The sequence below is a fragment of the Fulvivirga marina genome, from assembly GCF_016775155.1.
GTDB lineage: Bacteria > Bacteroidota > Bacteroidia > Cytophagales > Cyclobacteriaceae > Fulvivirga > Fulvivirga marina.
Map to the genome: position 1 here is coordinate 1 of NZ_JAEUGD010000065.1, position 25964 is coordinate 25964.

At 40.3% G+C, this 25964-nt stretch carries 23 protein-coding genes; 16 read left to right on the forward strand and 7 right to left on the reverse strand.

All coding sequences use genetic code 11. From position 1 onward, the window contains the following. The 3 genes from JMN32_RS20605 to JMN32_RS20615 all read right to left on the reverse strand — a co-directional run. The coding region (locus tag JMN32_RS20605) for a hypothetical protein (protein WP_202858271.1) at positions 1-619 on the reverse strand (619 nt) is incomplete at its 3' end. 499 nt (positions 620-1118) lie between these two features. Then, positions 1119-1508: a DUF302 domain-containing protein gene (locus JMN32_RS20610; protein ID WP_202858272.1), complete on the reverse strand. Its 390-nt coding sequence runs from the start codon at positions 1506-1508 to the stop codon at positions 1119-1121. Between the two features lie 30 nt (positions 1509-1538). Further along, on the reverse strand, positions 1539-2795 hold the full coding sequence (locus JMN32_RS20615) for an MFS transporter (RefSeq protein ID WP_202858273.1): 1257 nt from the start codon (positions 2793-2795) through the stop codon (positions 1539-1541). 128 nt (positions 2796-2923) lie between these two features. Here JMN32_RS20615 and JMN32_RS20620 point away from each other — a divergent pair, with 128 nt between their 5' ends. From JMN32_RS20620 to JMN32_RS20645, 6 genes are all read left to right on the forward strand, one after another. Then, a complete protein-coding gene (locus JMN32_RS20620) occupies positions 2924-3361 on the forward strand; it encodes a rhodanese-like domain-containing protein (RefSeq protein WP_202858274.1) in 438 nt (145 codons plus the stop codon). 4 nt (positions 3362-3365) lie between these two features. Then, the gene (locus tag JMN32_RS20625; RefSeq protein WP_238354569.1) at positions 3366-4316 is read left to right on the forward strand and encodes a sterol desaturase family protein; all 951 of its coding nucleotides are present in this window, start codon (positions 3366-3368) and stop codon (positions 4314-4316) included. 128 nt (positions 4317-4444) lie between these two features. Beyond that, positions 4445-5113: a response regulator transcription factor gene (locus tag JMN32_RS20630; protein ID WP_202858275.1), complete on the forward strand. Its 669-nt coding sequence runs from the start codon at positions 4445-4447 to the stop codon at positions 5111-5113. Next, entirely contained in the window at positions 5110-6489 is a 1380-nt protein-coding gene (locus JMN32_RS20635) for a sensor histidine kinase (RefSeq protein ID WP_202858276.1), read from the forward strand. Before JMN32_RS20630 ends, JMN32_RS20635 begins: the two co-directional genes overlap by 4 nt. A 108-nt stretch (positions 6490-6597) precedes the next feature. Then, positions 6598-10926: a CusA/CzcA family heavy metal efflux RND transporter gene (locus JMN32_RS20640; protein WP_202858277.1), complete on the forward strand. Its 4329-nt coding sequence runs from the start codon at positions 6598-6600 to the stop codon at positions 10924-10926. Positions 10927-10948: 22 nt separating this feature from the next. Next, positions 10949-12088: an efflux RND transporter periplasmic adaptor subunit gene (locus JMN32_RS20645; RefSeq protein WP_202858278.1), complete on the forward strand. Its 1140-nt coding sequence runs from the start codon at positions 10949-10951 to the stop codon at positions 12086-12088. Between the two features lie 486 nt (positions 12089-12574). On the opposite strand, the gene JMN32_RS20650 is transcribed toward JMN32_RS20645, so the two are convergent. After that, on the reverse strand, positions 12575-12997 hold the full coding sequence (locus JMN32_RS20650) for a globin (RefSeq protein WP_202858279.1): 423 nt from the start codon (positions 12995-12997) through the stop codon (positions 12575-12577). A gap of 787 nt (positions 12998-13784) precedes the next feature. Between JMN32_RS20650 and JMN32_RS20655 the strand changes: the two genes are divergently transcribed. The 9 genes from JMN32_RS20655 to JMN32_RS20695 all read left to right on the forward strand — a co-directional run bounded on the left by JMN32_RS20655 (position 13785) and on the right by JMN32_RS20695 (position 21821). Beyond that, positions 13785-14333 (forward strand): hypothetical protein, encoded by a 549-nt coding sequence (locus JMN32_RS20655; protein ID WP_202858280.1) that lies wholly within the window; start codon positions 13785-13787, stop codon positions 14331-14333. A gap of 108 nt (positions 14334-14441) precedes the next feature. Next, a complete protein-coding gene (locus JMN32_RS20660) occupies positions 14442-16202 on the forward strand; it encodes an adenosylcobalamin-dependent ribonucleoside-diphosphate reductase (protein ID WP_202858281.1) in 1761 nt (586 codons plus the stop codon). Positions 16203-16301: 99 nt separating this feature from the next. Continuing rightward, the gene (locus tag JMN32_RS20665; protein WP_238354570.1) at positions 16302-17291 is read left to right on the forward strand and encodes a GyrI-like domain-containing protein; all 990 of its coding nucleotides are present in this window, start codon (positions 16302-16304) and stop codon (positions 17289-17291) included. A 186-nt stretch (positions 17292-17477) separates the two neighbouring features. Beyond that, entirely contained in the window at positions 17478-18860 is a 1383-nt protein-coding gene (locus JMN32_RS20670) for a DUF6799 domain-containing protein (protein WP_202858283.1), read from the forward strand. A 54-nt stretch (positions 18861-18914) separates the two neighbouring features. Beyond that, the gene (locus JMN32_RS20675; protein WP_202858284.1) at positions 18915-19802 is read left to right on the forward strand and encodes a hypothetical protein; all 888 of its coding nucleotides are present in this window, start codon (positions 18915-18917) and stop codon (positions 19800-19802) included. A 123-nt stretch (positions 19803-19925) separates the two neighbouring features. Further along, positions 19926-20600 carry a BON domain-containing protein gene (locus JMN32_RS20680; protein ID WP_202858285.1) on the forward strand — a complete coding sequence of 225 codons (675 nt, stop codon included), beginning with the start codon at positions 19926-19928 and terminating at the stop codon, positions 20598-20600. Positions 20601-20791: 191 nt separating this feature from the next. Further along, complete coding sequence (locus JMN32_RS20685) at positions 20792-21298, forward strand: DUF892 family protein (protein ID WP_202858286.1); 507 nt, start codon at positions 20792-20794, stop codon at positions 21296-21298. After that, a complete protein-coding gene (locus JMN32_RS20690; RefSeq protein WP_202858287.1) occupies positions 21282-21539 on the forward strand; it encodes a hypothetical protein in 258 nt (85 codons plus the stop codon). Before JMN32_RS20685 ends, JMN32_RS20690 begins: the two co-directional genes overlap by 17 nt. A 123-nt stretch (positions 21540-21662) precedes the next feature. Beyond that, positions 21663-21821 (forward strand): hypothetical protein, encoded by a 159-nt coding sequence (locus JMN32_RS20695; RefSeq protein WP_202858288.1) that lies wholly within the window; start codon positions 21663-21665, stop codon positions 21819-21821. A 161-nt stretch (positions 21822-21982) separates the two neighbouring features. Here the strand turns inward: JMN32_RS20695 and JMN32_RS20700 are convergent, their stop codons facing one another. Genes JMN32_RS20700 through JMN32_RS20710 form a run of 3 tightly spaced genes read right to left on the reverse strand, consistent with a single transcriptional unit; the run spans position 21983 to position 24286 of the window. Continuing rightward, positions 21983-22240, reverse strand: a complete 258-nt coding sequence (locus tag JMN32_RS20700; protein WP_202858289.1) for a hypothetical protein — start codon at positions 22238-22240, stop codon at positions 21983-21985. Then, positions 22233-23258 (reverse strand): hypothetical protein, encoded by a 1026-nt coding sequence (locus JMN32_RS20705; protein WP_202858290.1) that lies wholly within the window; start codon positions 23256-23258, stop codon positions 22233-22235. The genes JMN32_RS20700 and JMN32_RS20705 overlap by 8 nt, the downstream gene beginning before the upstream one ends. 44 nt (positions 23259-23302) lie before the next feature. Further along, the gene (locus JMN32_RS20710; RefSeq protein WP_202858291.1) at positions 23303-24286 is read right to left on the reverse strand and encodes a ribose-phosphate diphosphokinase; all 984 of its coding nucleotides are present in this window, start codon (positions 24284-24286) and stop codon (positions 23303-23305) included. An 868-nt stretch (positions 24287-25154) separates the two neighbouring features. Between JMN32_RS20710 and JMN32_RS20715 the strand changes: the two genes are divergently transcribed. Continuing rightward, a complete protein-coding gene (locus JMN32_RS20715) occupies positions 25155-25910 on the forward strand; it encodes an SDR family oxidoreductase (RefSeq protein ID WP_202858292.1) in 756 nt (251 codons plus the stop codon). Positions 25911-25964 lie beyond the last annotated feature (54 nt).

The window sequence follows — 25964 nt, forward strand, 5'->3', positions numbered from 1 at the left end:
TTAATTTGAAAATATCCCGCTCAGTAAATTCGGCGTCTATTAACAGGTGCCATTCCAAAGACCCCACTGGATTATAGTCGCTGTCAATCGTATGAATATAACGTTCCAGGAGCAATTGAAGATTTTTAATATACCGGTTCAGTAAACCTTCATCGGTAAGAGAAAACAATTTCTGGTAGAGGGTATCTATTACCCTTTTGTATTCCTGGCTTAGTAAAAGATTATAATAGTAAAACCTGGCCTCTTTATTCGTCAGATGCTTAACATCAACCTCAAGGATCAGTTCTATCTGTCCGGGGTAATATTGGAAAGTAGTTATCACTTTTCGATCTGCAGGAAGGTTATTTACCTTGGTGAGCAAGCTCGGATATTTATCCTTTCTTATCTGATGTTTCGAATACATCGGGTAAATGTCATGCAGACCTTTGAACCAATAGCTATTGGCATCTACGTATTCTATATGGTCTTCTGTAAAGTAAGTATGGTTATAGGACAATAGCTTTGCTCCACCATCAACCTGTTCATTAAGTAACTTATTAAAATCCCTGTTTTTGTTCATGAAAGGGTTCAGGTCACCTTCCATAATATGGTGAAAAGTCTCAAGAAGAAATGTGTCCAAAATTTGTTGATTTACTGTTTATAAAACTTAATAGCCTGTTTTATAGTACTTTAAAAGTATAAACATAAAAAATGTTGCGTGAATTATTTAAAAAAAATAATAAAAAATTTGCAAATGATCATGGGGTAACCATTGTAGTACAAAATGGCTGGTATAGGTAAACATATAGAGGTGAAAATATTCAGATCCACACTAAAAAAACTCGGTCAATGACATTGAATTTCAGTAAGAAGCATAAGTTGCAAGGGAAGGGTTCAACCTGACAGATCATTCTTAAAACTGTAATTTTGTCACTGACAAAATTGTTTTTATATTCAACAAGGGATCGGGATATATGACAATTTGCCAAATTTTGGAGAAAAAATTCAAAACTTGGCAAAAACTTGGCAAATTGTAATTTTAGAAACTATAAACATTTTCAATATTCTGATTTTCAATAATTTATTTTTATTTGTTTACTAATTACAGATTACCTTTTACTATTTACAGAAGATCAACATCACAACTTCTCCAACACCCTTTTTAAGCGGTCCCTAACCTCTCCGGCAATACTCTCCAGGTCTTTGTTTCCTACAGCCTGCATAGACGCAACAGGATCTACTACCGCCACATCTATGGTATCAACATCTGTCTGCTGCACAATCACATTGCAAGGTAGCATAGTACCAATCTTATCTTCAGCTTGTAGCGCTTTGTAAGCAAACTGCGGATTACATGCCCCAAGAATTTTGTATGGTCTGAAATCCACATCGATCTTCTTCTTGAATGTATCCCTCACGTCAATTTCGGTAAGTACCCCAAAGCCCTCTTCCTTCAAAGCTTCGGTCACCTTTTGTATGACCTTATCAAAATGGCCATGTTTGATCAATTTGTTGCTATAGTAATTCATAATAACCTTCGTTTTTAAATATAAAACTGATTATATCTCAACTTGTTCTTTCTCTTTATGCTTTTTCTCCACCGAAGAATTCTGCATGCGAATCATAATCACCACCGCGGATAATAAGGTGAGCAAACCAATAACAAGCACCGGCACAAGCATACCAAGCCAATCGGCAAGCACACCAGTTAAAACGGCTCCGATAGCGTATCCCAGATCACGCCAGAATCTAAAAGCACCAAGACTTTGAGCCCTGTCGTAAGGATGCGTAAACTCCGCAATTGTAGCCAGAAATGTAGGATAAACCAGAGCCGTACCCAAACCCAACGCCACGGCAAGCACTATGAAATGTATAAAAGTACTGGCCAGTAAAAGCAATAAAATACTCACCGCCTGTAACAACATCCCAAGGTAGAGCATTCGTTTTTTATTTACATGATCGGCCATTTTACCTGTAAAAAGCTGCCCCAGTCCCCAAACAGCAGGATAAGCCGCCGTTACCACTCCTACTTGCTCCAGATCAAACCCTCGATAGGTTAGTATTAAGGGCAAAAGCCCCCACATCATTCCATCATTAAGGTTATTCACCAAGCCTGCCTGTGTTACAGTACCCAGGTTACGATCTCTCCATGATGTATCAATAAAAACATTTTCCAATCGCTTTACCAGGTTACTCTCTGCTTCTTTTTTCACATGGTGGTGCGTTTCTTTAACCAAAAAGACGCTTGAAAAAAAACCAGCAAAGACAAGGCCTATACCCAAATAAAATGGATAAGGCCTCAAACCATATTCTGAAGCAATATAGCCTGTTAAAAATGCCACAACAGCTACTGCAAGATATCCGGCAAACTCATTCAAGCCCATTGCCAATCCACGTTGCTTCTCCCCTACTATATCAATCTTCATTACCACTGTACTGCTCCAGGCTAGCCCCTGATTGACCCCCAATAATATGTTTGCAACAATGATCCATTCCCAGCTTCCCGCATACATCAGTATAAAGGGCACAGGAATCCCCACAAGCCAACCCAAAACCAGTAGCTTTTTCCTTCCTAATGTATTAGCCAACGCACCGGTAAAATAGTTGGAACTAGCTTTAAAAACACCGAATACAACAATGAATGATAGTATCGCCGTTTTTGCCGCCACTTGAAACTCTGCTTCGGCCAACTGCGGTAAGATACTCCTCTCAAGCCCAACCATACCTCCAACAAAAGCATTAATGATTACCAAAAGCAGAAACTGAAGCCAGTTTTCCCTCAAACCAAGTCTCACATGGTCTTTATTCCCAATCATTTATTATTTTAACTTATATTAAGCAAATCAAAATTATGTAATTACAAAAGCGTTTAAGTAACATTGGTTACAATTTAAAGAAATGCAATATCGTAGATTTGCATAACATGTCAACTAAAACCATATCAATGATAAAAACGATATTTCTAATCATGATCACAACCAGCCTTTCTCTGGCTAGCTGCAAACAAAATTCAGAAGGAAGCAATGGACAAGAAACAAAACCCACACAGCAAACGGGAAAAATCGAGCGAGTGGATAGCGAAAAATTCGAAGCCATGCTACATGAGTACCCTGATGCTCAACTTGTGGATGTGAGAACAGCCAGAGAATATAGCAGTGGTCATTTGGAGCATGCTGTTAATATAGATTATAACTCTCCTTCATTCAAGAATGATATAAGTAAACTAAAAAAAGATCAACCTGTGTTTGTTTACTGCGCAGTTGGTGGAAGAAGTGCATCTGCCTCCTATATACTCAAAGAGCAGGGCTTTACTCACATCGTTGACCTGGGAGGAGGTATTGCAGATTGGAAAAAAAGAGGAAAAAACTTAAAGCAGGACTAATAAAATGATGGAATACCTACAGCTCATCGCAGACTCCTATACGGGATATGCCAATTACCTCTGGCAGGAGATAACCTCTCCTTCATGGCATAACTACTTTTACTGGCTTATAGGTGTTTCTTTGTTCTTTTTTGGTGTAGAGTGGTTTAGACCCTGGCGAAAGGATCAGCCTCCTTTCCGCAAGGATTTCTGGCTAGACGTATTCTATATGTTCTTTAACTTCTTCCTTTTTTCTCTGATCATTTATAATGCAGCGTCAAATGTGGTCGTACATTTTTTCAATGACCTGCTAGCCTCTATTGGAATTACCAACCTACTAGCTTTTGAAGTTATGCGCTGGCCGATATGGACTCACCTGCTGATAGGTTTTGTCGTGCGTGACTTTGTTCAATGGTGGGTTCACAGACTTTTGCATAAGGTACCTGCATTGTGGGAGTTCCATAAAGTTCATCACTCGGTAGAGCAAATGGGGTTTGCCGCACATCTTCGTTTTCACTGGATGGAAAATGTCGTTTACCGCTCCATAGAATATATTCCTCTGGCTTTGATCGGTATCGGGTTAAGAGACTTCTTTATCATTCATATTTTCACTTTGGTTGTAGGGCATTTCAACCATTCTAATTTCAAGCTGAACCTTGGTCCATTAAAGTACATATTCAACAACCCTCAAATGCACATCTGGCACCATGCCTATGATTTACCAAAAGACAAACCTCTGGGTGTGAATTTTGGTCTGACACTAAGCATTTGGGACTACCTGTTCAAAACGGACTACATTCCCTATGATGGCAGGGATATCAGGCTTGGGTTTCCGGGAATAGAGCAATTTCCAAAAGGATTCATCAAACAAAATCTACATGGTCTCTCCAAACATAAATCAATCTCCACACCTGAGGGCACCCAAAAAACTGCAACACAGTCTGTAGGTGCCGGAAAGGATGAGTTAGCTACTTAATAGCTAGCTAAAACTGCATAGTGTAGGGTGCTGATACTTGTATTTGCAATACCAATAAACCATTTTTTTTAAGCAAACCTTAAGAAATAGCTTAAAAGAACTTAACTTATACTCACGATATTTGTATCATGAGAATTCTGATAGTGGAAGATGAGCCTGGTATAGCCAATTTCCTGAAACAGGGATTGGAAGAGGAGTCATTTGCTGTAGATATTGCAGAGAAAGGACATCAAGGGCTTGAACTGGCCCTGTCGGGCGAATACGACCTGCTGTTGCTTGACTGGATGATACCCGGCATGAGTGGTATAGAGATTTGCAGGCAATTCAGAAAAACCTACAAGGAAACACCTATCATTTTTCTGACTGCTAAAGATACTGTTGAAGAAACCATATTTGGTTTACAAACCGGGGCCAATGACTACATCAAAAAACCATTCCATTTTGATGAGCTCCTTGAACGCATTAAAGTGCAACTACGACCTAAGTCAGGTGAACATTACAAGTTTAACCTGGGTAATATTACCTTGAACACAAATACTCATCAGGTTTTCAAAAATGATGAAGAGATAGCGCTGACTCAAAAAGAATTTGCGCTTTTGGAATACTTGATGAGAAACAAGGGTAAGGTCTGCCGCCGAACAAGGATCATAGAAAGTGTATGGGATATTCATTTTGAATATAATACTGGTGTGATCGACGTGTACATTAATGCCCTGAGAAAGAAACTGAAGCTTGACAAAGATGAGAACTACATACAGACCGTAAGAGGAGTTGGATATATAGCCCGGGAGGTATGAAGACCACTTTTAAGAACAGAATAGCACTTTACTACATGATTGCCACCGCCATAGTGGTTGCTGTACTATATGGTGTTCTATACATCACAGTCAAAGGTACCGTTTATCAAAACCTGGATAGTACCCTCTCCTACGAGGCAAGTAAGCACACCAAAGAAATCCAGTTCGAGGAAGACATCATATACTTCATAAATAAGACCGAATGGGAAGAAAGGGAACATCGTGAAGCCCAGGTTAATCCGGTTTTTATCCAGATTCTTAACGAAAAAGGTGAGCTAATGGATAAATCTCCAAACCTGAAAGAACAACAACTTCCGTTTTACAAATCCATGTTTGGAGAACATTTTGACACCAAGCTTAATAATCGGGCAATTCGGCAGGTACAGCTCCCTGTAATGTATCAGGGGAAAACCAAAGGTTATATTTTGGCAGCGGTATCACTGGAACCTGCCAGTGAAGTACTCCAAGACTTGAATTACATTTTACTGATCTCCTACCCTGTTGTACTGATCGGATTATTTTTCATTTCAAGGTTCCTTGCTGGTAAAAGTATAATCCCTGTCAGAAAGATCACTGATGCTTCCAGAAGGATCACACAAAATAGTTTAAACGAGCGTGTTCCTCTTCCGGCTAACGAAGACGAGCTTTATGACATGGCCAATTCCATCAATGCATTATTAGAGCGTATGGAAAATGCCATGCAAAGGGAAAGGCAATTCACCTCTGATGCATCGCACGAATTAAGAACACCATTATCTTCACTGAGGGGCACCCTTGAGGTATTGATTAGAAAACCCAGAACGCAGGCCGAATATGAAGAAAAGGTCAAATACAGCCTTACAGAAATAGATCGCATGACCGACATCCTTGAGCAGCTGCTATTGCTAGCCCGGTTTTATGATAGCCGTAAGACACACGCTAAGGGTCAGGTAGTGCTAATAGCTCTCCTGGATGAAATACTTCTAAGGCACACCTCGGAGATAGAACAAAAAGGAGTAAAAATAAAAGTTAATTCGCAAGTTAAAGACATTGCAGTACACAGGTATTACGCTAACCTCATACTTGACAATGTAATAAACAATGCCATCAAATATTCTGATCATGGTAAGGAGATTCACATATCCGTTGAAAAAGTTGGAAATAATATCGTTTGCCAGGTTCAGGATTATGGAATAGGCATTAAAAAAGAGGACATGCCGCATCTTTTTAATCCATTTTTCAGATCAGATGCGCTTGACCATAAACAGATAGCAGGAACCGGCCTGGGACTGTCAATAGCATATAAAGCAGCAGAAGCAATTAAAGCAACTATATCCGTAGAAAGTGAACTAAAAAAGGGCACAAAAGTGATTATTAAATTCCCTATGCTAACCTGAACCGCCCTGCCATTCACGGCAACGGTTTTAAGCAAACTTTAAGAATAGGTTGAGAAAAGCTTTAGGCATGTGGTTGCAACTTTGATGTATCATTCTAAAGGAAATAAAATGTTAGAGCGCATTATCAACTACAGCATCCATCATAAGCTTATCATACTACTTCTTGTGGCGGGGATCATCGGTTTTGGTATTTATTCATTAATGAATATACCCATTGGAGCTGTTCCGGACATCACCAATAATCAGGTACAGGTAATCACTACTTCGCGTAACCTTTCAACTCAGGATGTCGAAAAATTTCTTACCTACCCGGTAGAACTAGAAATGGCCAACCTACCTGGCGTGAAAGAAATACGCTCTGTTTCAAAATTTGGTCTTTCCGTAGTAACTATTGTTTTTGATGATGACATAGGCACCTACCTGCCAAGGCAGCTCATCGCTGAGAAAATCAAAAATGCCGAAGAAAAAATACCAGCAGGATTTGGTCAACCCTTTATGGGACCGGTCTCAACGGGTTTGGGAGAAATATACCAGTACATCATTGATGTAAAGCCGGAATATTCAGATCAATATACTATAACCGACATACGTACCATCCAGGACTGGGTGGTCAAACGACAACTTGCCGGCATTCCCGGAGTTGTGGAGGTTAATACCTGGGGCGGCTACCTCAAACAGTACGAAGTAGCAATTAACCCAGAGCGCATCAGGGCCATGAAGGTTTCATTAACCAGTATATACGACGCCATGGCTAAAAACAATAGCATAGCCGGTGGTGGATATATAGAAAAGACAAATGAAAGCTTTTTTATTCGTGGAGAGGGCCTCGTAAGTACTTTGGAAGACATTGAAAATATTGTAGTGACAACCCGCAATGGCGTACCGGTTTATATTAAAGATGTAGCAACTGTCGGATATGGGCATGCCACACGTTTTGGTGCTATTACAGGAAACGGGGAAGGCGAAAAAGTATTGGGGCAGGTGATGATGCTTAAAGGCGCTAACTCTAAAGCTGTTATCGAAGCCGTCAAAACAAGGGTAAGTGAAATACAATCTTCATTACCTAAGGGTATCACCATCAACCCCTTTCTGGAGCGCAGTGAGCTGATAGGAAAAACCACCTTTACCATTGCTGAAAATCTAATTCTCGGCTGTCTGATAGTAATATTTGTGGTAGTACTACTACTGGGCAACCTGCGGTCAGGGCTAGTGGTAGCTTCGGTTATCCCTCTGAGCCTGTTTTTTGCCTTATCTCTAATGTATATCTTCGGTGTTGATGCCAATTTAATGAGTCTTGGAGCCATAGACTTTGGGATCATCATAGATGGGGCTGTGATCATTGTAGAATTTATCGCCTTTAAAATAACCAGCGAGAGAAATAAAGTGCTGTCTCTCCCCAAACATGAGAGGAGAACTTTTATTGATAACATCACCTTTCAGGGTGCGTCTAAAATGATGCATTCGGCAGTATTTGGCCAATTGATCATCATTATCGTTTTTATCCCAATCTTCTCACTCATCAACGTAGAAGGCAAAATGTTCAGGCCTATGGCTGAGGTCTTCTGCTTTGCGCTCATAGGAGCCATGATTCTTTGTTTTACCTATGTCCCTGTTATGTCCTCCTTGTTTATTAAGCCATCTGCACAGGAAAAATCAACCATCTCATCACGCCTTATCTCATTTCTTGAAAGGAAGTATGAACCGGTTATTAAGTGGGCTCTAAAACAGAAAATTGCAGTACTGACAATGGCCAGTATACTTTTAATTGTTGTAGGATTCCTTTTTACCAAAATGGGTGGTGAGTTTGTACCTACATTAGACGAAGGTGATTTTGTAATCCAGCCGGTACTCAAAACAGGAACTTCATTGAGTAAAACCATTGAAACAACCACAAGAATGGAAAAAATACTCAAAGAATTCCCTGAAGTGGATCAGGTTGTAAGCCGTATTGGTGCTGCAGAAGTACCTACTGACCCCATGTCTATGGAAGAAAGTGATGTTATCATCAAGTTGCACCCTAAAAGCGAATGGGTATCTGCTGATAGCAAAGATGAACTTGCAGATAAGTTTAAAGAAGCACTGGAGGAGATTCCAGGGATTGATTACGAGTTCACGCAGCCAATAGAAATGCGCTTCAATGAACTTATTACAGGTGTTCGAGCAGACCTCGCCATTAAGATTTTCGGAGAAAACCTGAACATACTTTATAAAAAGGCTATGGAAGTACAAAAGGCCATACAAAATGTAGAGGGCGCCGCCGATATTACCGTAGAAAAAATTGCCGGTCTGCCACAGATGTCTGTCCAGTATGATAGGCAAAAAATTGCCAAGTACGGACTAAATATAGCCGACCTCAACCAGATCATTACCACAGGCTTTGCCGGTTCCACAACAGGAACCATTTTTGAAGGTGAAAAGCAGTTTGATCTCGTCCTTCGCTTTGATGAGGAGCACAGAAAAGATATTGAGAATATAAAGAAGGCATCTATCCAAATGCCAGATGGCAACCAACTTCCATTAAGCGAATTTGCTTCTATAAGCTATGCCAAAGGTCCGGCAAAAATCTCACGAGATAACACTAAGCGAAGAATTGTGGTTGGAGTAAATGTTCGTAACAGGGACCTGGAGTCAGTCGTTCAGGATGTGCAGAGTATCATCAGCAATGAGGTTAAAATGCCTGTTGGGTACACAGTGGAATATGGTGGGCAATTTGAAAATTTAAGAACTGCCAGGGAAAGACTGATGATAGCCGTTCCTATCGCCCTTTTACTCATCTTTGTGCTGCTCTATTTTGCGTTTGGATCTGTAAAAGAAGCTTTAATGATCTATAGTGCCATACCTCTCGCAGCAGTTGGAGGTATACTGTTGCTCTACATGCGCGGCCTGCCATTTAGCATTTCAGCTGGAGTTGGTTTCATCGCATTGTTTGGTATTGCTGTACTTAATGGTATTGTCCTCATTGAACATTTTAAAGAATTAAAAGCGCATGGCCTGCATGACATCAATGAACGCATCATTACAGGAACTAAACAACGGTTAAGACCCGTACTGCTAACAGCTTCTGCCGCAGCGTTAGGCTTTCTACCTATGGCCGTGTCGACCTCCGCAGGAGCTGAAGTTCAACGCCCGTTAGCCACAGTGGTTGTCGGCGGCCTGATTACTGCGACAGTACTTACGCTAGTAGTCCTTCCAGTATTGTATGCCATCTTTGACAGAAAACCAAAAAGGTCTGGCTCCAAAGTTCTTGCTAGCCTGATCATTATAGCATTATCGGTTCTATCATTTACTGCTAATGCACAAACGCAATCATTATCTTTGGATGAAGCCATCCGGATCGCTCTTGAGAATAACAAAGGCCTGCAAGCATCTGCTGAACGTATTGAACAAAGTAAACAGCTTTCAAAAACGGCATTTTCCCCAGGTAAAACAGAGCTTTACTATAGCTATGACGAAAACAACCTGGCAGAGAATGGGGTACCATTAAAAGTCTGGGGAGTAAGTCAATCTCTACAGTTTCCCACGGTATATACCGCTAAGAAAAGTGTACAGGAGAACCGTATAAACCTGGCAAAGTTACAACACGAACTGGATGCTGCCATGATCTCTAAAGAAGTATCTAAAGTGTATTACAAAGTGATATACTGGCAAACAGTGGTGGACCACTATCAGTATCTTGACAGCTTGTATAGTCAGTTTGCATATGCAGCTAACCGCAAGTTTCAACTGGGAGAAAGCAACTATCTGGAAAAAATCACTTCTGAGACCAAACAAAGAGCTGTAAACCTCTCCCTGCAACAAGGTTTGGAAGAAGTAAGAAAATCATACCTCCAACTTCAGCAATGGATGCAATCTGATTCTAGTTATACAATATCTAAGGTTGAGATGCCGCGTCTGAGTCCGGCAATAAGTCCATTGATCTCCTCAAATCATACAGGGTTAAAATATTATCAGGAGATGCTGCAACTCTCCAACAGCAACCTTATGGTTGAAAAACGACAGTTGCTTCCTGAATTCAGACTCGAGGCTTTTCAAGGCACCAACAACGGTTTAAATTCAAAAACATATACCGGGTTCCAGCTGGGTATAGCGGTTCCATTGTTTTACAGTAGCTATCGATCGCGAATAGCTTCAGCACGTACCGAAACCTCTATCCGAGAGCAGGAGTCTGACAATTATAACATCCAACTGAATGCAAGATTTCAATCGCTACTATTAGACCTCAAGCAGTACAAAAGTGCATTAGATTACTATGATACCCATGGAAAAGCTCTGGTCGAAGAGTTAATTAGCCATGCATCCAGAGCATTTGAGGAAGGAGAAATTGACTTTCTACAATACGTTCAGCTTTTGGAGCAATCTGGTGATATTAAAATAAATTATCTGGATAATTTGCTCAAATATAATCACACCATTCTCGAAGCCAACTATGTATTTTAATTAAACAGGAAACTATCAGGACATGAAACTTATAAAAATTAACGGACTATTAGCAGTGCTCATTACATTGATCTCATGCACGGCAAATGAACCTGAAACAGGAGAAACCACTAACACACCTGAGGCAACTAACCATACAGTTACTTTGACTCAAAATCAGTTTACTTCTTCGGGTATGGAACTGGACACTATTAGTGTACATAACTTTCCCCGATCAGTAATTGCTAATGGCATTATTGATGTACCCCCTGAAAACAAAGCCTCTGTCAGCGCTTATTTCGGAGGCTACGTTAAAGCAATCAAACTTCTCCCCGGACAACCCATAAAGCAAGGGCAGGTATTATTTACATTAGAAAATCCTGATTACATCAATATGCAGCGGGAATACTTACAAGCCAAAAGTCAATTAAACTACCTTAAAGTCGATTATGAACGCCAAAAAGAGCTGGCCAATGACAAGATAACTTCACAAAAGAATTTTTTGAAAGCCGAAACAGACTATAAAGTCACACTGGCTACATATGAATCTTTAAGAAAAAACCTCAGGCTTATGAACATAAACTCTGACTTGCTCAAAGAAAATAACATCAGGTCTACAATTGCGGTCACGGCTCCTATTTCCGGCTTCATAACCTCTGTAAACGCCGTCAAAGGTATGTTTTTAAACCCAGCAGACATTGCTGTAACGATAACTAATACAGACCACTTACATTTGGAGTTAAGCGTATTCGAAAAAGATGTATCATCTGTAAGCGAAGGACAACCCGTTAAATTCAGGATACAGAACGCTGATAAGGAATACAACGCAATTGTTCACCTGATAGGAAAGTCAATTGATACAGAAAACAGAACAATAGCTATTCACGCACACCTAGATCAGGGAGAGTATCAAACACTTGCTCCGGGAATGTACGCTGAAGCGGAAATATTGACCGCTGCTCATCCTGCTTCTGCCCTTCCCGAAGAAGCTGTAGTAAATATAGAAGACAGTTTTTTTGTACTGGTCAAAAAGGAAGATGGAAATGAAAACATATATCTCGATAAAAAAGAAGTTAAAATTGGCCAGAGTCATCAAGGGTATATAGAAATTCTTAATAGCAATGATTTTAAGAAAGGAAGTCAGTTTCTGGTTAAAGGGGCATTTAATTTAATCATCGAATAACGGCACGCAAGCAAATTCAAACAATAGGTAAATAAATTACGTAGGTATAAGTTCAGGTTATTTTTGTTACTATACGTCACCAAAAGAACTTGTTACTCATAGGGTTCAGCTTTTCAACAAGCCAATACCTTAAAACTAGCTGAACTGTGTCACCCTGATGCTAGAAACCATCAGGTTACAAATGCCCCTATGCATGGCTAAGAAGTCATAAAATCCATGTTCGAATGAGAATTCACCCAAGCTGAAATGCATCATATTGTAGAAAACTTATTCTAAAATGATGAATGGACCATTTTAGAATAGAAAGCCCCATTGGGCTTAAGGGGGTTGTGATTTCTTTCACATTGCGGCTGGAAAATTAAGTTTCAACAAGGATATTAGGACAAACTGTATCTTTTACGTCAATAAGGCTTACCCATTCCTAAAAATTAAAAAGAGCTGTATCATATACTTCGTTTGATACAGCTCTTTATCACTACAAACAAATCAATAGCCTGATGTAACGAATTCGATACCCTTATCCAGTACTTCATTCCAGGCCCGGCGTGTCTCCCCATCTAACTTCTTATCGTGCTGTACAATGGCACTCATTAGTGCATCTTTCCATAAGCTATAGAACCTGGGGTCTATATTTAACCTAACTCGGCTGTGGCTATCCTTGATCCTCCTCAATCCAGCCTGCCCGGCAATGTTACCAGCAGCATACATAATCATCAAATTAATGCCATGGCGTAATAATTTATGCTGCTGCTCAAAATCCGTATGTTTAAACCTTTCTTTGACTTCAACGCTGCTTGAAAGGAACTTCTGATAAAAAGTCTCAAGTACCTTACCATTACTCAAGCACCTCCCATAACTGTTCTGCACAAGCGTTATTTTATCAGTTGCTGTTACAAGTTTTTCTGTCATTATAATCTATATATTTTAGTTGTTTCGGTTTCATTTCTAAAATGTGAAATTACCTCAATATTGTTCATCTTTAGCCCTGCACTTTACAACATATATCAAGATTGATAGCCACACTTGCTCGGACAGAGTACAAACACTCCCGGATACCAGCCACAATGATATTACACTATCAACCAATGTTATATGACGTGAAGCAACATAAAAACTGATCTAAATCAGTTGATACTTTAGGTTTACCAAGTCAAGGTGATTTTGTTTATCTAAAGACTGCAGTTATAGAACACTACAACTTATATGTTAGCCTAATGAAAAGCCCCCGGTAATGATGCTCAAAACATTAGCATCTTCTGATTACATTATAAGAGGCATATAGCGTGTTTAGCTCCAATATTAATGTCTAATTTTCCGACATGCCGGACACATCCATCTGAAAGTTGCGATATTGAAGGTAAACAGCCGCCCTCTGTAAAAAAGCCTTTAACATGGTTTTAGTTTTTGTTTGCTCCTTTGCCAATTAACATAACCGAAAATAGTCTCACACATAAGTAATTTTGTATGTACTATTCCTGTATTAATACTTATATTTAACTAAGGTTATCAACGTAAGAATATCCTTGAATTTATGGCTAAGGTCAAAAGAAAGGTTAACAAACCTGATTAGTTGTCCCCCTACTTTACTCTTACAAAAGACTTTTAATGTTTTTATACCACGTACTTTATATGTATTATAAGAATATTTTCGTATTTTATTTCCAGTAATGTTATCCACCCCTAAACACTAATAATTATGGCACAATTTGTTTCGTATGATCCCAATGTTAAAGTAAATGGTCAAACCATTATGTCTGTAGTAAATGCTATGGAATTTGGTCGTGACACCAGACTCAACATTCTCAAAAAACATGGACTTGAGAATATCGACATGGATGAATGGTACAACCAGCAAAAATGGCTTGATGCTTTTAAAGAAATATATAACAATATTGGAGAAAACACACTTTACATTATAGGAAAAGCAATTCCCTCAAATGCAAAGTTTCCTCCTGAGATAGACTCTTTGGAAAAAGCACTTAATGCTATAGACGTAGCATACCATATGAACCACACCAAGGGAAAGATCGGGAGTTATAAAGTAACGGAATTCGACGAAAAGAAACGTCGCGCCGTAATGATTTGCGACAATCCGTATCCAAGTGATTTTGATCGCGGCATCATCACCTCCATGCTGGTTCGCTTTAAGCCCAAAGATTCTACAAAGTATAATGTAACTCTGGATACCTCAAAAGAAACCAGACTTCAGGGCGGTGATAGCTGCACCTACATTATTAACTGGTAACTTAATAACTTGTTGTACTAACGAATGACAAATATCCCGGTTTTTGCCAATGTATGTCATTTCGAAAATGAACAAATGTAATCTAATTTCCTCTTAATAGAGGCTATTATGTTACAGGCAAAAACCAATGGGAAGGTTCTACTTTCAAAAAATGCGTTAAAAGTACTCGAAAGTCGATATTTAAAGCGCAACACTTTTGGCAAGGTTACCGAAACACCTTTAGAAATGTTTCAGAGGGTGAGCAAGGCTGTTGCTCAGGCAGAGTTATGTTGGGGTTCAAATACTGATGTTAAAGTATGGGAAGAAAAATTCTATAGGATGCTAACAGCATTGCATTTCCTTCCCAACTCTCCTACTCTCATGAACGCAGGCCTGTCTGCCCCTCAGCTAAGTGCCTGTTTTGTGCTTCCAGTGGAAGATCATCTGAAAGATATCTTTTCCTCATTAAAGCTAGCTGCATTAGTTCAAAAAAGTGGCGGTGGGACTGGCTTTAATTTCAGCCATCTTCGCCCCAAAAATGATCTTTTGATACACACTCAGGGCCAGGCTTCCGGACCAGTTGCTTTCATGAAGATATTCAATACTGCCACCACCTACATTAAACAAGGAGGTAAACGCAGAGGTGCCAACATGGGCATACTGAATATTGACCATCCTGATATTGAAGAGTTTATATGCTGCAAACGCAGGGAAAATGCCTTCACTAACTTCAATATTTCCATTGGGATTTACGACCATTTCATGAATGCCCTGCAGGTAGATGGCGACTGGCTACTAATACACCCCAGGACAGGAGCAATTACAAAAGTGGTAAAAGCAAAACACCTATGGAATCTTATTATTGAAAACGCATGGTCGGGAGGAGATCCTGGTCTTATATTCCTGGATACCATTAACCAATTTAACCCCACCCCTTCTTTAGGTACCATTGAAGCTACAAATCCATGTGGAGAAGTACCTCTACTACCTTATGAAGCTTGTAATTTAGGTTCCATTAATGTTGCCGCTTTTATTAAGCAAAAGAAGTTTGATTGGCCTGCCCTTGAGCAAACCGTAATATTGGCCACCCGTTTTCTTGATAATGTAATTGAGGCTAGTGAATTTCCTTCTTTGCGAATAAAAAATATGGTAAAAGGAAACAGAAAGATAGGTCTTGGGGTAATGGGCTGGGCAGAAGCTTTAAGTAAACTTGAAATACCCTACGACTCAAACCATGCTGTAGAAACAGGCCGTACCCTGATGCGGTTCATTGCAGAAAAAAGTCTGACAGCCTCATATATGCTTGCCAGGGAAAGAGGTCCCTTTACCAATTGGCAAAAGCATGCCAGCAACCAGCATATCCCGGTAAGGAATGCCACACGCACCTGCATCGCCCCTACAGGTACTATATCAATTTTAGCTAATACCTCCTCATCAATCGAACCTTACTTTGCCCTGGCCTACCGTAGGCAACACATTCTGGAAGGCAGCACACTCTACGAAAGTAACAACACCCTACTGGAATACCTGAAACAAAAGCATATCGATCCGGCAGGTGTGATCTCACATATCGAAAAAACAGGTACACTTCGTGGAATGAAAAGTATACCCTCCTCTGTAAAAGCACTTTTCAAGACGGCACCGGAGATACACCCTTCATGGCATCTTAAACATCAGAAAGCTTTTCAGGAATTTACAGATAATGCGGTATCGAAAACAATAAACCTGCCACAAAAAGCAAAACCATCTGATGTGCACGATATATACTTTTCTGCTTGGGAAATGAAGCTTAAGGGAATAACCATATTTCGGCTCAATTCCCGTAAAAAGCAGGTGTTAGATTCAGGCATAAAAAGTGACGTAAAAAGCTGTAAAGTCTGTATAGAATAGCCCCCAAGAACCAAAATCATTGTAAGTAATAACAGACGTCATCGCTATAAATCCTCTATTGAATTAGGTTTATACCAGTTCTATCAAAGTATACCAACCATGAGTAACTGGCATAAATTCTGGATATCCCTTCTGGCAATTTTGTTTATCCTCTTTCTATTGGCCGTGCGGTACAAAAGCACGCACATGATGAAGAATGTTGAACCATTTGAAATAAATACTTCAACTGCTTCTCAGCGCATTGTTATTGCAACTCAGGGCAGCGAATTTAAAGACTCGGTTGTTAATATTGTAATTGATGCCCTCAAGGCAAAACCGGTTTATATTAAAGTCATCGATGTAAATAAGCTAACGGAAATAAATGAAGATGACTGGGGTGCTATTGCCATTCTACATACATGGGAATACACCCAGCCACAGGAAGATGCCAAAGCCTTTGTAGAGAATGTAAAAAACAAAAATAAACTTATTGTAATGACCACATCCGGCGAAGGCTCTTATGTGCTGGACAGCGTCGATGGCATTTCATCAGCATCAAACCTGGCTAATGTTACTCAAAAAGCCAAGATCTTACTGACAAGAATCAATAAATTGCTAAATAAGGGGGAGACTTATACAGATACGGTAAAATATGATATTGTTGAAGTTAACTGGCCTCAAAAGACCTTCATCACCAAAAGGGAAAAACTACGCTTTGATCAGCTTTCCGATTTCTTCAGTAAAAACTACAAGGCCATATACTCTTGGATAGAAAAGAACGGTATTGAAACAAATGGAGTGCCTTCTGCAGTTTACTTTTCGATTGATGAAACAAAACAGGAAACTGACCTGGCGGCTGCAGTGCCTGTAAAAGGTGAGCTCCCCCAGTCTATTAATTTTGAAATTCTCAAAACTCCACCTGCTAAAGTAATTACCACAACCCATTATGGCTCTTATGAGAGCATCCACCCTGCTTACTCTGCGCTAGATGGGTACCTGAAAAACAATGGTTTAAAAAAGGAACTAATTATCGAGGAATACTACTCTGACCCTGTAGAGGAAAAGGACACCTCTAAATGGATGACAAAGATCTACTTTGTCATCAAATGAATACAGCTCGTTAGGTAATTACTCCAATCAAAGGATATCAGACAGTTGATGGTAGTGACGAGGACAATATTTCAGCCCACCATGTAATACTTAAATAATAAAAATCTCTAAATGAGCATACCAGCGTCATCGCAATACAGTACCATACATTAGAAATTACGTCAACAAAACCGAAATACCAATATTATGAAACATCTAATTTATGCATTCCTGGCAGTAATGATAGCCTTTACATTACAAGCCCAGGATCGAGATCAGGAAAGAGATCGGGATCAGGTTCGTTTGGAGGAACACCTGCTCATACAGGATGGTAAAGTTTTACAAATTCAAGACAGAGACCGGGTTCAGTTACGTGAGCAATTGGCATTACAAGACGGATCGATTGTCTATCCGGATGGAACCTACAGACATGCAAACGGTCTAAAACTTCAATTACAAAACGGTCAATGCCTGGATATGAAAGGTAATTTTTATGGTTCATCTGAGCAGTTCCGGCAGCAAATGCAATTACGCAATCAGGCAGAGAACCAATTGCATTATACGTTTATTGACGGCAAAGTACAAAGCATCCAAAATCAGGAGCAAAAGCAATTGCAACAGCGCCTGAACCTTGCCAATGGCGGTGTACTCCACCCAAATGGCAACTTGCAGCTAAGAGACCAGGAACAAAAACGGCTACGTGATGGCGAATGTGTTGACCCTGAGGGCAACCTGTACAATAACCGGGATCAATTTCGCCAGCACATGCAACTGCAGTTGCAAGCGCTTAACCAGGAGCATTTTATGTATCAGGATGGCCAAATGCACCAAATGCAGAACGGCAAACAGGAGCCGGTTAGGGAGCAATTAAAACTGCAAAGCGGACTGGTTGTAAACCCCAACGGAAGCTACAAGTTGCAAAACCAGGAACGTATGCAATTGCAGCAAGGTGAGTACCTCGATGCGGCGGGTAACTCTTATGCATCCCGGGAACAATTTCGACAGCAGGCGCTTGTACGGCTTCAGGCCATGAACCAGGCACACTTTGAAGCACATAATGGGCAACTGTATCATGTACAAAACCAAGTACGTGCCCGTGTGAATGAAACATTAAGTTTACCCAATGGCATGACTGTTAATCCGGATGCCAGCTACAGACTTCAAAACAGACAGCAGAACAGGCTATCTGATGGGGAATGTTTAGATGGCGAAGGAAACCAATTTCGTTCGCAGCAACAATACCACCAGCATATGCAAACTCGAATAACGGCTATGTCGGAGCCTCACTTCCAATTCCAAGATGGAAATGTGTACCGCTTTCAAAATCATATGCAGTATCAACTTCATGAGCCCTGGAAACTAGGGAATGGCGGTGTTATAAAACCGGATGGAAGTTATACACCCAAAAATGGTAAAAAGGAGATGCTAAAAAATGGTGAATACCTGGATATGGATGGCAAGCGATACGAAAACCGCGAGAGGTTCAAAGATAGAATGGAGCAACGTGTCCGGGATCGTATGGATCTGAGAGAGAGGGAAAAAAGGGAGCAAAGAGGAAAAGTAGGATCTGGTAAACGTATAGGTAATTAAAATTTACGCCATAGCCTGTTTTTGAACAGGCTATGGCACCTACCTTCTACAGCAATGAAATGGTTACTTTTTATATTCATAGTACTTTCGGGCACTTCTGGAATCACCTTTGCCCAATCCGTCACCCGAGCTAATGATACTACATCAACCGATTCGTATGTAAGGCTGGGGTTACGCTATAAAAGCGATTATTTCTACATGGGTAGAGCCGACTCTGCAAAAGCTCCGTATTTTGTACCAACTGTTGGGTATTACCATAAGTCAGGATTATTCATCAATGGAGGCATGTCTTACCTCGCTACTGACACCGAAGGGCGAATTGATCTATTTACAGTTACTGCAGGATATGACTATTTTGGCAAAAAACTGATGACTGGAATATCTATTAGCGAGTACTTCTTTAGTGACCAAAGTTATGCTGTCCAGGCTGAAATGAATACTTTCCTTTCTGCATATGCCGGATATGATTTCGAGGCCTTTATGCTGATTACTGATGCCAGTCTTGGTTTTAGCGAAAGTACAGACTTCTTTCTGGGGGCTGAATTGAGCAGGATGTTCTACATGGCACGCAACAAGCTCATCATTACCCCTTCCTTTTACACTAACTTGGGTACACAGCGTTATTACAACGAATACTACACTAAAAGGAGCATAACTACAGGCTCTGGGGGTAGTGGGAAAGGTCACGGATCAGGTTCAAATGGAGGATCTTCTTCAACAACAATGAATATTGAAATTTTGGAATATGAAAAATTTCAGATACTTGACTATGAATTAGGTATTCAGGCAACTTATAAGCTCAAACAACTCAGGTTTACACTTGCCGGCACTCTATTGTTTCCTGTTAACCCTTCTACTGTAGTTACAGACCAAGAGACATACGAAGAGGACCTGGAAACAGGGTTTCTATGGTCTGCTAGTATCAGATATCTGCTCAAGTAATAATCAAAATCCTCCCTATGACTGATCATAATCATCGACAAGAGATGTAACACTCTTTAAATTTATTATCAACAAACAATGCTATAATAAATGATCTAAAACAAAGCTAAAAATCATACTACAATGAAAACCAATGACCAACTTCAAAAAGATGTAATGGACGAGATCAGATGGGATCCTCAATTGCGTGATATCCATACAGAGATCGGGGTTTCCGCGAAGAATGGAGTGGTGACCCTTTCTGGTGTGGTGGATACTCTCAACAAAAAGGTAGCAGTAGAAAAAGCTGCGCAGCGCGTACACGGTGTAAAAGTGATAGCAAGTGATGTAGAAGTCAGGACTGACAACTTCAGCAAAAAAACAGATACCGAAATAGCCGAAGTAGTTAAAAACGCCCTTCGCTGGAACAGTGATGTTAATGAAGATAAAATAGAAGTAAAAGTTGACAAAGGCTGGGTAACTCTTGATGGCGAAGTAGAGTGGAAGTACCAAAAAACGATTGCTTATAACAGCATTGAAGGACTGTTGGGTATAAGAGGTATATCCAATAACATCAAAATTAAGCCAGCAGCCATTGATGTGTCGGATGTTAAAAGTAAAATAGCGGCGGCGTTCCACCGCAACGCCACCCTTGACTCACACGCTATTCGCTTGGAAGCCGCAGGAAACCGCATTACTTTACGGGGAACGGTTATGTCATATGCCGAAAGAGAAGAAGCGGAACGTGTGGCATGGTCTTCACCCGGCGTACTGGAGGTTAATAATCAAATAGAAATTGACACCGAAGTTTACGCATAACTACTGTTGTCATGTTACCGGAAGGTTCGGAAGGAAACTCCGGACCTTCTTGTTACTCCTCCCTATAACGGGAAAGTGTCCTGATACATCTCAGGAAATAAAAAGCTGGCAAATATCACCCGTAGCTACTTGTATAAGCCATAATAAACCTTTTCCTGTTGATTTAATATTTTTCACCCCTATGTAAAGCAATGGAAGATATAACCACTATAAAGGAACTACTGGCTTACTTTCTGCGGCTGATATATGTCACGGAAAAGGAGCTTAGTGAAACTTTGCCTAAAATAAAAGATGAGTTAACCGCACCAGACCTGAAGGAGTTTTTCGGCACGGAATCCGAGGGAAAACAGAAACAACAAATGAGGTTTGAAATGCTCCTAAGGCTTTTAAATGAGGACCCTTCTAGCACGAGTAGCAATGATATAGTAAAATACCTTGTATCTACCCAAAGGAAATTAAAGGAAAAGCATGGAAGCAGCGATACCGCCGATCATATAATAGTCACTCTTTATTATGCCTTGATCAATTATACGATCAATATTCATGAAGAGGCTATCAAGTGCTCAACATCATTGGGCTACGACATCATTACAAGAATGCTAAAAAGATCAATCCAAAAAGAGGGTAAACTTACAGAAAAGCTGCGAATTTTAGAAAAGTCACATGCACTTCCTGAGTCAGATGCCGCACTATACTAACAAGTCAATAGCCCCAAGGATAATCATAAAATTCAGAAACAGACAGGAGGCTACTCAAAGACTCGTCATAGCACTTGAAAAATATACTGCCCAGAGTGTACTTGTATTGGGCGTTCCACACGGAGAGGTGGTAACAGCTTACTACATCGCCAAGCATCTGAAAGCTGAACTTTCATTTGTTATCACCTGTGAGCTGAATTACCTCTTTGATCCCCAAACGGGCTTTTGGAGCTGCGGCTGAAGATGGAAGCTTATATAGCGATACAAACTCAGTAACTATGAGATCGACCGTGTAATAGAAGAACAAAAAGAAGAGATACAACATAGACTTGAAAAGCTACGAAAGTCAAAGCCCCTACCTGTAATGAAAGACAGAACTGTAATCATCGCTGATGACGGAATGGCTACAGAAGCAACCCTTTCTGCTACAATAGCTATGTGTAAAAAACAACATGCAAGTAAAATCGTGGTCACCACTCCTATTTTAGAAGAAAAGATGGTAAAAAATTGTGCTCGCTCGTAGATTATGTTATCATCCTTCATTCGCCATTAATTCACAAAGCAGTATTTCAAGCCATGATGAATTCCATAACTTTAGTGACGAACAGATATTGTACTACCTTGACCTTTGGAAAAAAGGATCACCCCACAATGCAATAGACCAACCTACTTTTGCCCACAAGTTTACTCCGGCACCTCTCCTCTCTCATTTCCATCGTGGTCATCCATTGGAAAAGCTTGTTCCGTGTCCTGGCTTAGCACCTTTCCTTCTTCATTGAAATTAAGCTCATGGATATAGCCATCTTTAGAAACTTCTACGGTATAAATCACCCCTTGTTCTCCCTTTCTTATCCTCTTTACATCAAATAAAAAGTCTTCTTTAAAATGATCATTAATGTAGGCTGATATCTTATACGGGAGCTTGTTATTTTTGTTATTCATGACTTTCATTACGTTTGTAGGTAGTACTGTTGAACATTTTCTCACAATAATCTGAAGCAATGTTGAGATAGTTTTCACACTTGCCCCTCCATTTTATTTCCTGATCACTATAAACCTTTTCCAATAAATGATGGATACACAACCAAGCACGAAGTAAAGCCCGCTTTGCCTTATAAAAATGTATCAGTTCTTCAGGAATATCATCCTTACTTTTCAACCGGTAAAAGTGTATAAATGTTTCGCCGGTTTCGGAAAACCCAAGTACTTCACACTCCAGGGTAAGGAAAGACAACTCCTCTGCTATATCCATCAATCTTAGATTCTCGTTAAATTCTATTCTATCTATCATTAGCGGTTCTGGGAAAAGACAAATATGTTCGGGCCTCAGATCTCCATGGCACTCTTTGACCCTACCTTCACTCACACGTAGGTCAAACAAAAACGAAAAGTGCATCAGGAAACGAAGCAGATCAATGCCAATGCCCATGATCTGAGGCTTATAAAGACCAAATTCCTGGCTAAGAAGATTATTGATATCTATTTCAACCTTTTCTTTGATCATTTCTCTATACTGATGCCCACTCATACACACAGGAGAGGTACTTAAGTAAAAATTCGTAAGCTTTTCGGCTGCCTTTTGTATCCAAGGCATTGGGACCCTGCCATTGTTCAGCAAGTTATCAAGCATATACTCATCCGGTAATCTTCTCATTTTTACTAACCAATCCACCAGCACACCCTTGCTGCCTAAACTCAAATGTTCACCATCAAACCGCATTGCAACAACCCCGAGATATACATCTGGTGCCAACACCTTGTTGACCCTAACCTCTTCCCTACAGTACTTGTGACGAGCCTCTAGCGTACTAAAATTCAGAAAATCATAGCAAACCGGCTTTTTTAATTTATATACATGGTCATCTGTTAGGAATACAAATGACATATGAGTTTCACGCACCAGGACCTCCTGCGTATGAGCATAACTCTCAGGTCTACTCAAAAACCTGACTTTGTCCATTAATAAAACAGTTTGTTCCGCCATTAAACCTGTATGAGCCGTAATTAAAACCATTCAGCGTTCACCAATGATACCAGCGAACCACCCGAGCCTAATTTCTTTACTACTTCCGCCAAAAAGGGTGTAGAGTCCAGTATCTCCAGCTTTCCACCAGTCAGTTCTTCGTTAAGACTACAGCTGATCATACTGTTGGTAACAACTACCTTATCCAAAGACTCCTCCTTGAAAACAGCCAGCCCATTTTCAGCAAAAGCACCATGGGTAGCCAAAGCATGTACTTGCTTTGCTCCTGACATTTTGCACGCCCTTGCTGCCCTAGCCATTGTTGTACCACTACTGATAAGATCATCTAGTATCACCACAAACTTGTCCTGTACATCACCTACTATAGTCTCACCTTTGACTATTCCCTGGCTCCTCTGTTTTTCCATAAAGGCAAAGCCAACATCTGAAGAAAGGGCCTGCACTAGTTTGTCCCTGAAACGTTCTGCCCGCTTTACTCCGCCAATATCCGGTGACATAACTACTACTTCAGCACCCTTTGGTACTTCCCGCAGGCAATAGTTAATAAACAAATGATGAGCCTCAAGATGCTCTGCCATACACCTGAATGCGTTTTGATAGGCCTGTAGGTTATGTACATCCATGGCAACAACGCAATCAGTCCCAACGGCCTCAAAGAGTGTGGCAACATAACGTAATGTTACAGGATCTCGAGGCTTTGTCCTACGGTCCTTTCTCGAATAGCACATGTAAGGAACAATAGCAGTCACGCTTCTGGCCCCTGCATCTTTGAGGGTAGCAATGAAAAATAAAAGTTTACAAAGTTTATCGTTTACGCTCTGCTCCTGATCACTCGCCAAAGTATGGATTACAAACACATCCTCATTTCGCACGCTTACCATAGGACGTATTTTATGTTCTCCATCTTCAAAATTGCGTTCTTCCAGCCAATCAAGGGGTCGGTTCAGATGCCTTGCTATTTCCTTTCCTAAAACATCGGTGGGGTGAAGCGCAAACAATCGCATAGGGTCAAATTTTATATTACAAAGTAAAGCATGTCCATGTTATACTGTTATAACATGGATCATCTAAATACATGATTTTAGTTGCTCATAAAGTAGTGAAGCAGGTTTTGTTCATTTTTATGAATGAATAAAATCACTGAATAGTTACGCTGAATTTGCTCACCCAATGAATGCTCACTATAGGTCTATTTGATCTTAATTCAGTTGGATGTTAAACTATAGTGAGAGCTTCTCAACAGCAAACCTTTACCAAACTTTTAGAAGTTTAGTAAAGTCGTCGGAAGTTCTTTGAAACCCACAACTGAAAATCGCACTTTCTTAAGGAACTATAATTTCCTCTTTTAACTTGCACTACCTCCTAAGAGAAGAGTCCCAACTTGGACGATAATACCCAGGCATTTTGATAACATATACTTATTTGTACCGCCCCTCAATCAGTACTGTTTGACCTGGCGATGAGAATAAGATTGCATAAAAAAGGCGGAACTTAATCCGCCTTTTCGGATAACATAGTTTAGTACCTTTTGAAGTAGTTATTCTATGTTACCTGCATAACCAAAACCTTCGATTAAGCGATTGCTGTAACTACAATCATCGGACGGAATAGTTTAATGCCTATTGCAGCAATTATATCTACTATCCTGTTTACCTCAATCAGTGAGACTTTGACTATGTTTATGATTCAAAATACTACTATACAGTCGGTTTTGCAGTAACAAAAATCATCAACTTGCAAGACCTTCATCATGTCTGACAGCCGAAAAAAAACAGCCCGATATCGCATGATAAAAATCACTCTTTACCCATTCCATTATCATTATTTAAAGCATACATAAAAGGTAATATTACCTTATAAATCACATAAGTTATGGAAAAAATATTCGAAGATAAAGTGGCCTTAGTTACCGGAGGGGCTTTTGGTATTGGTAGAGCAACCGCAATAGCATTTGCTCAGCGAGGCGCCAAAGTGGTGGTTGCCGACTGGGTTGAGGACAACGAAACTATAGATGCTATAAAAAAGGATGGCGGTACGGCAATTTTCGTCAAATGCAATGTTTCTGACACCGGAGATGTTGCCTCTATGGTCCATAAAGCCGTAGAACAATTTGGAAGTCTGGACTTTGCCGTCAATAATGCAGGTATTGAAGGCGATACTGCCCCAGTACATGAATGCAGCGAAAAAAACTGGGAGAAAGTATTGGGCGTCAACCTGAAAGGAGTATGGCTTTGTATGAAACATGAAATCCCCATTATGCTAAACCAAGGTAAAGGTTCAATCGTTAACCTAGCCTCCATTGCTGGGTTAGTAGGCTTTCCTGGACTACCCGCTTATGTAGCCAGCAAACATGCTGTGATAGGACTCACAAAAACTGCCGCTTTGGAAAATGCTAAACTTGGCTTACGGATCAACGCAGTTTGCCCGGGTGTGATCAAAACACCAATGGTAGATCGGGTAACAGGGAAAGATAAGACCGTAGAAAAGGCCTATGAGGATATGGAACCGGTCGGACGCATGGGACGACCTGAAGAAGTGGCGGAAGCTATTGTATGGCTCTGCTCAGACGCCGCCTCATTTGTTACCGGAGAATCTATGGCTGTAGATGGTGGCTGGATAGCAAAATAGCTTGTACCGGCATCTACTAATGGGTTTATACCTGCAGAAAAACGGCCGATGAAT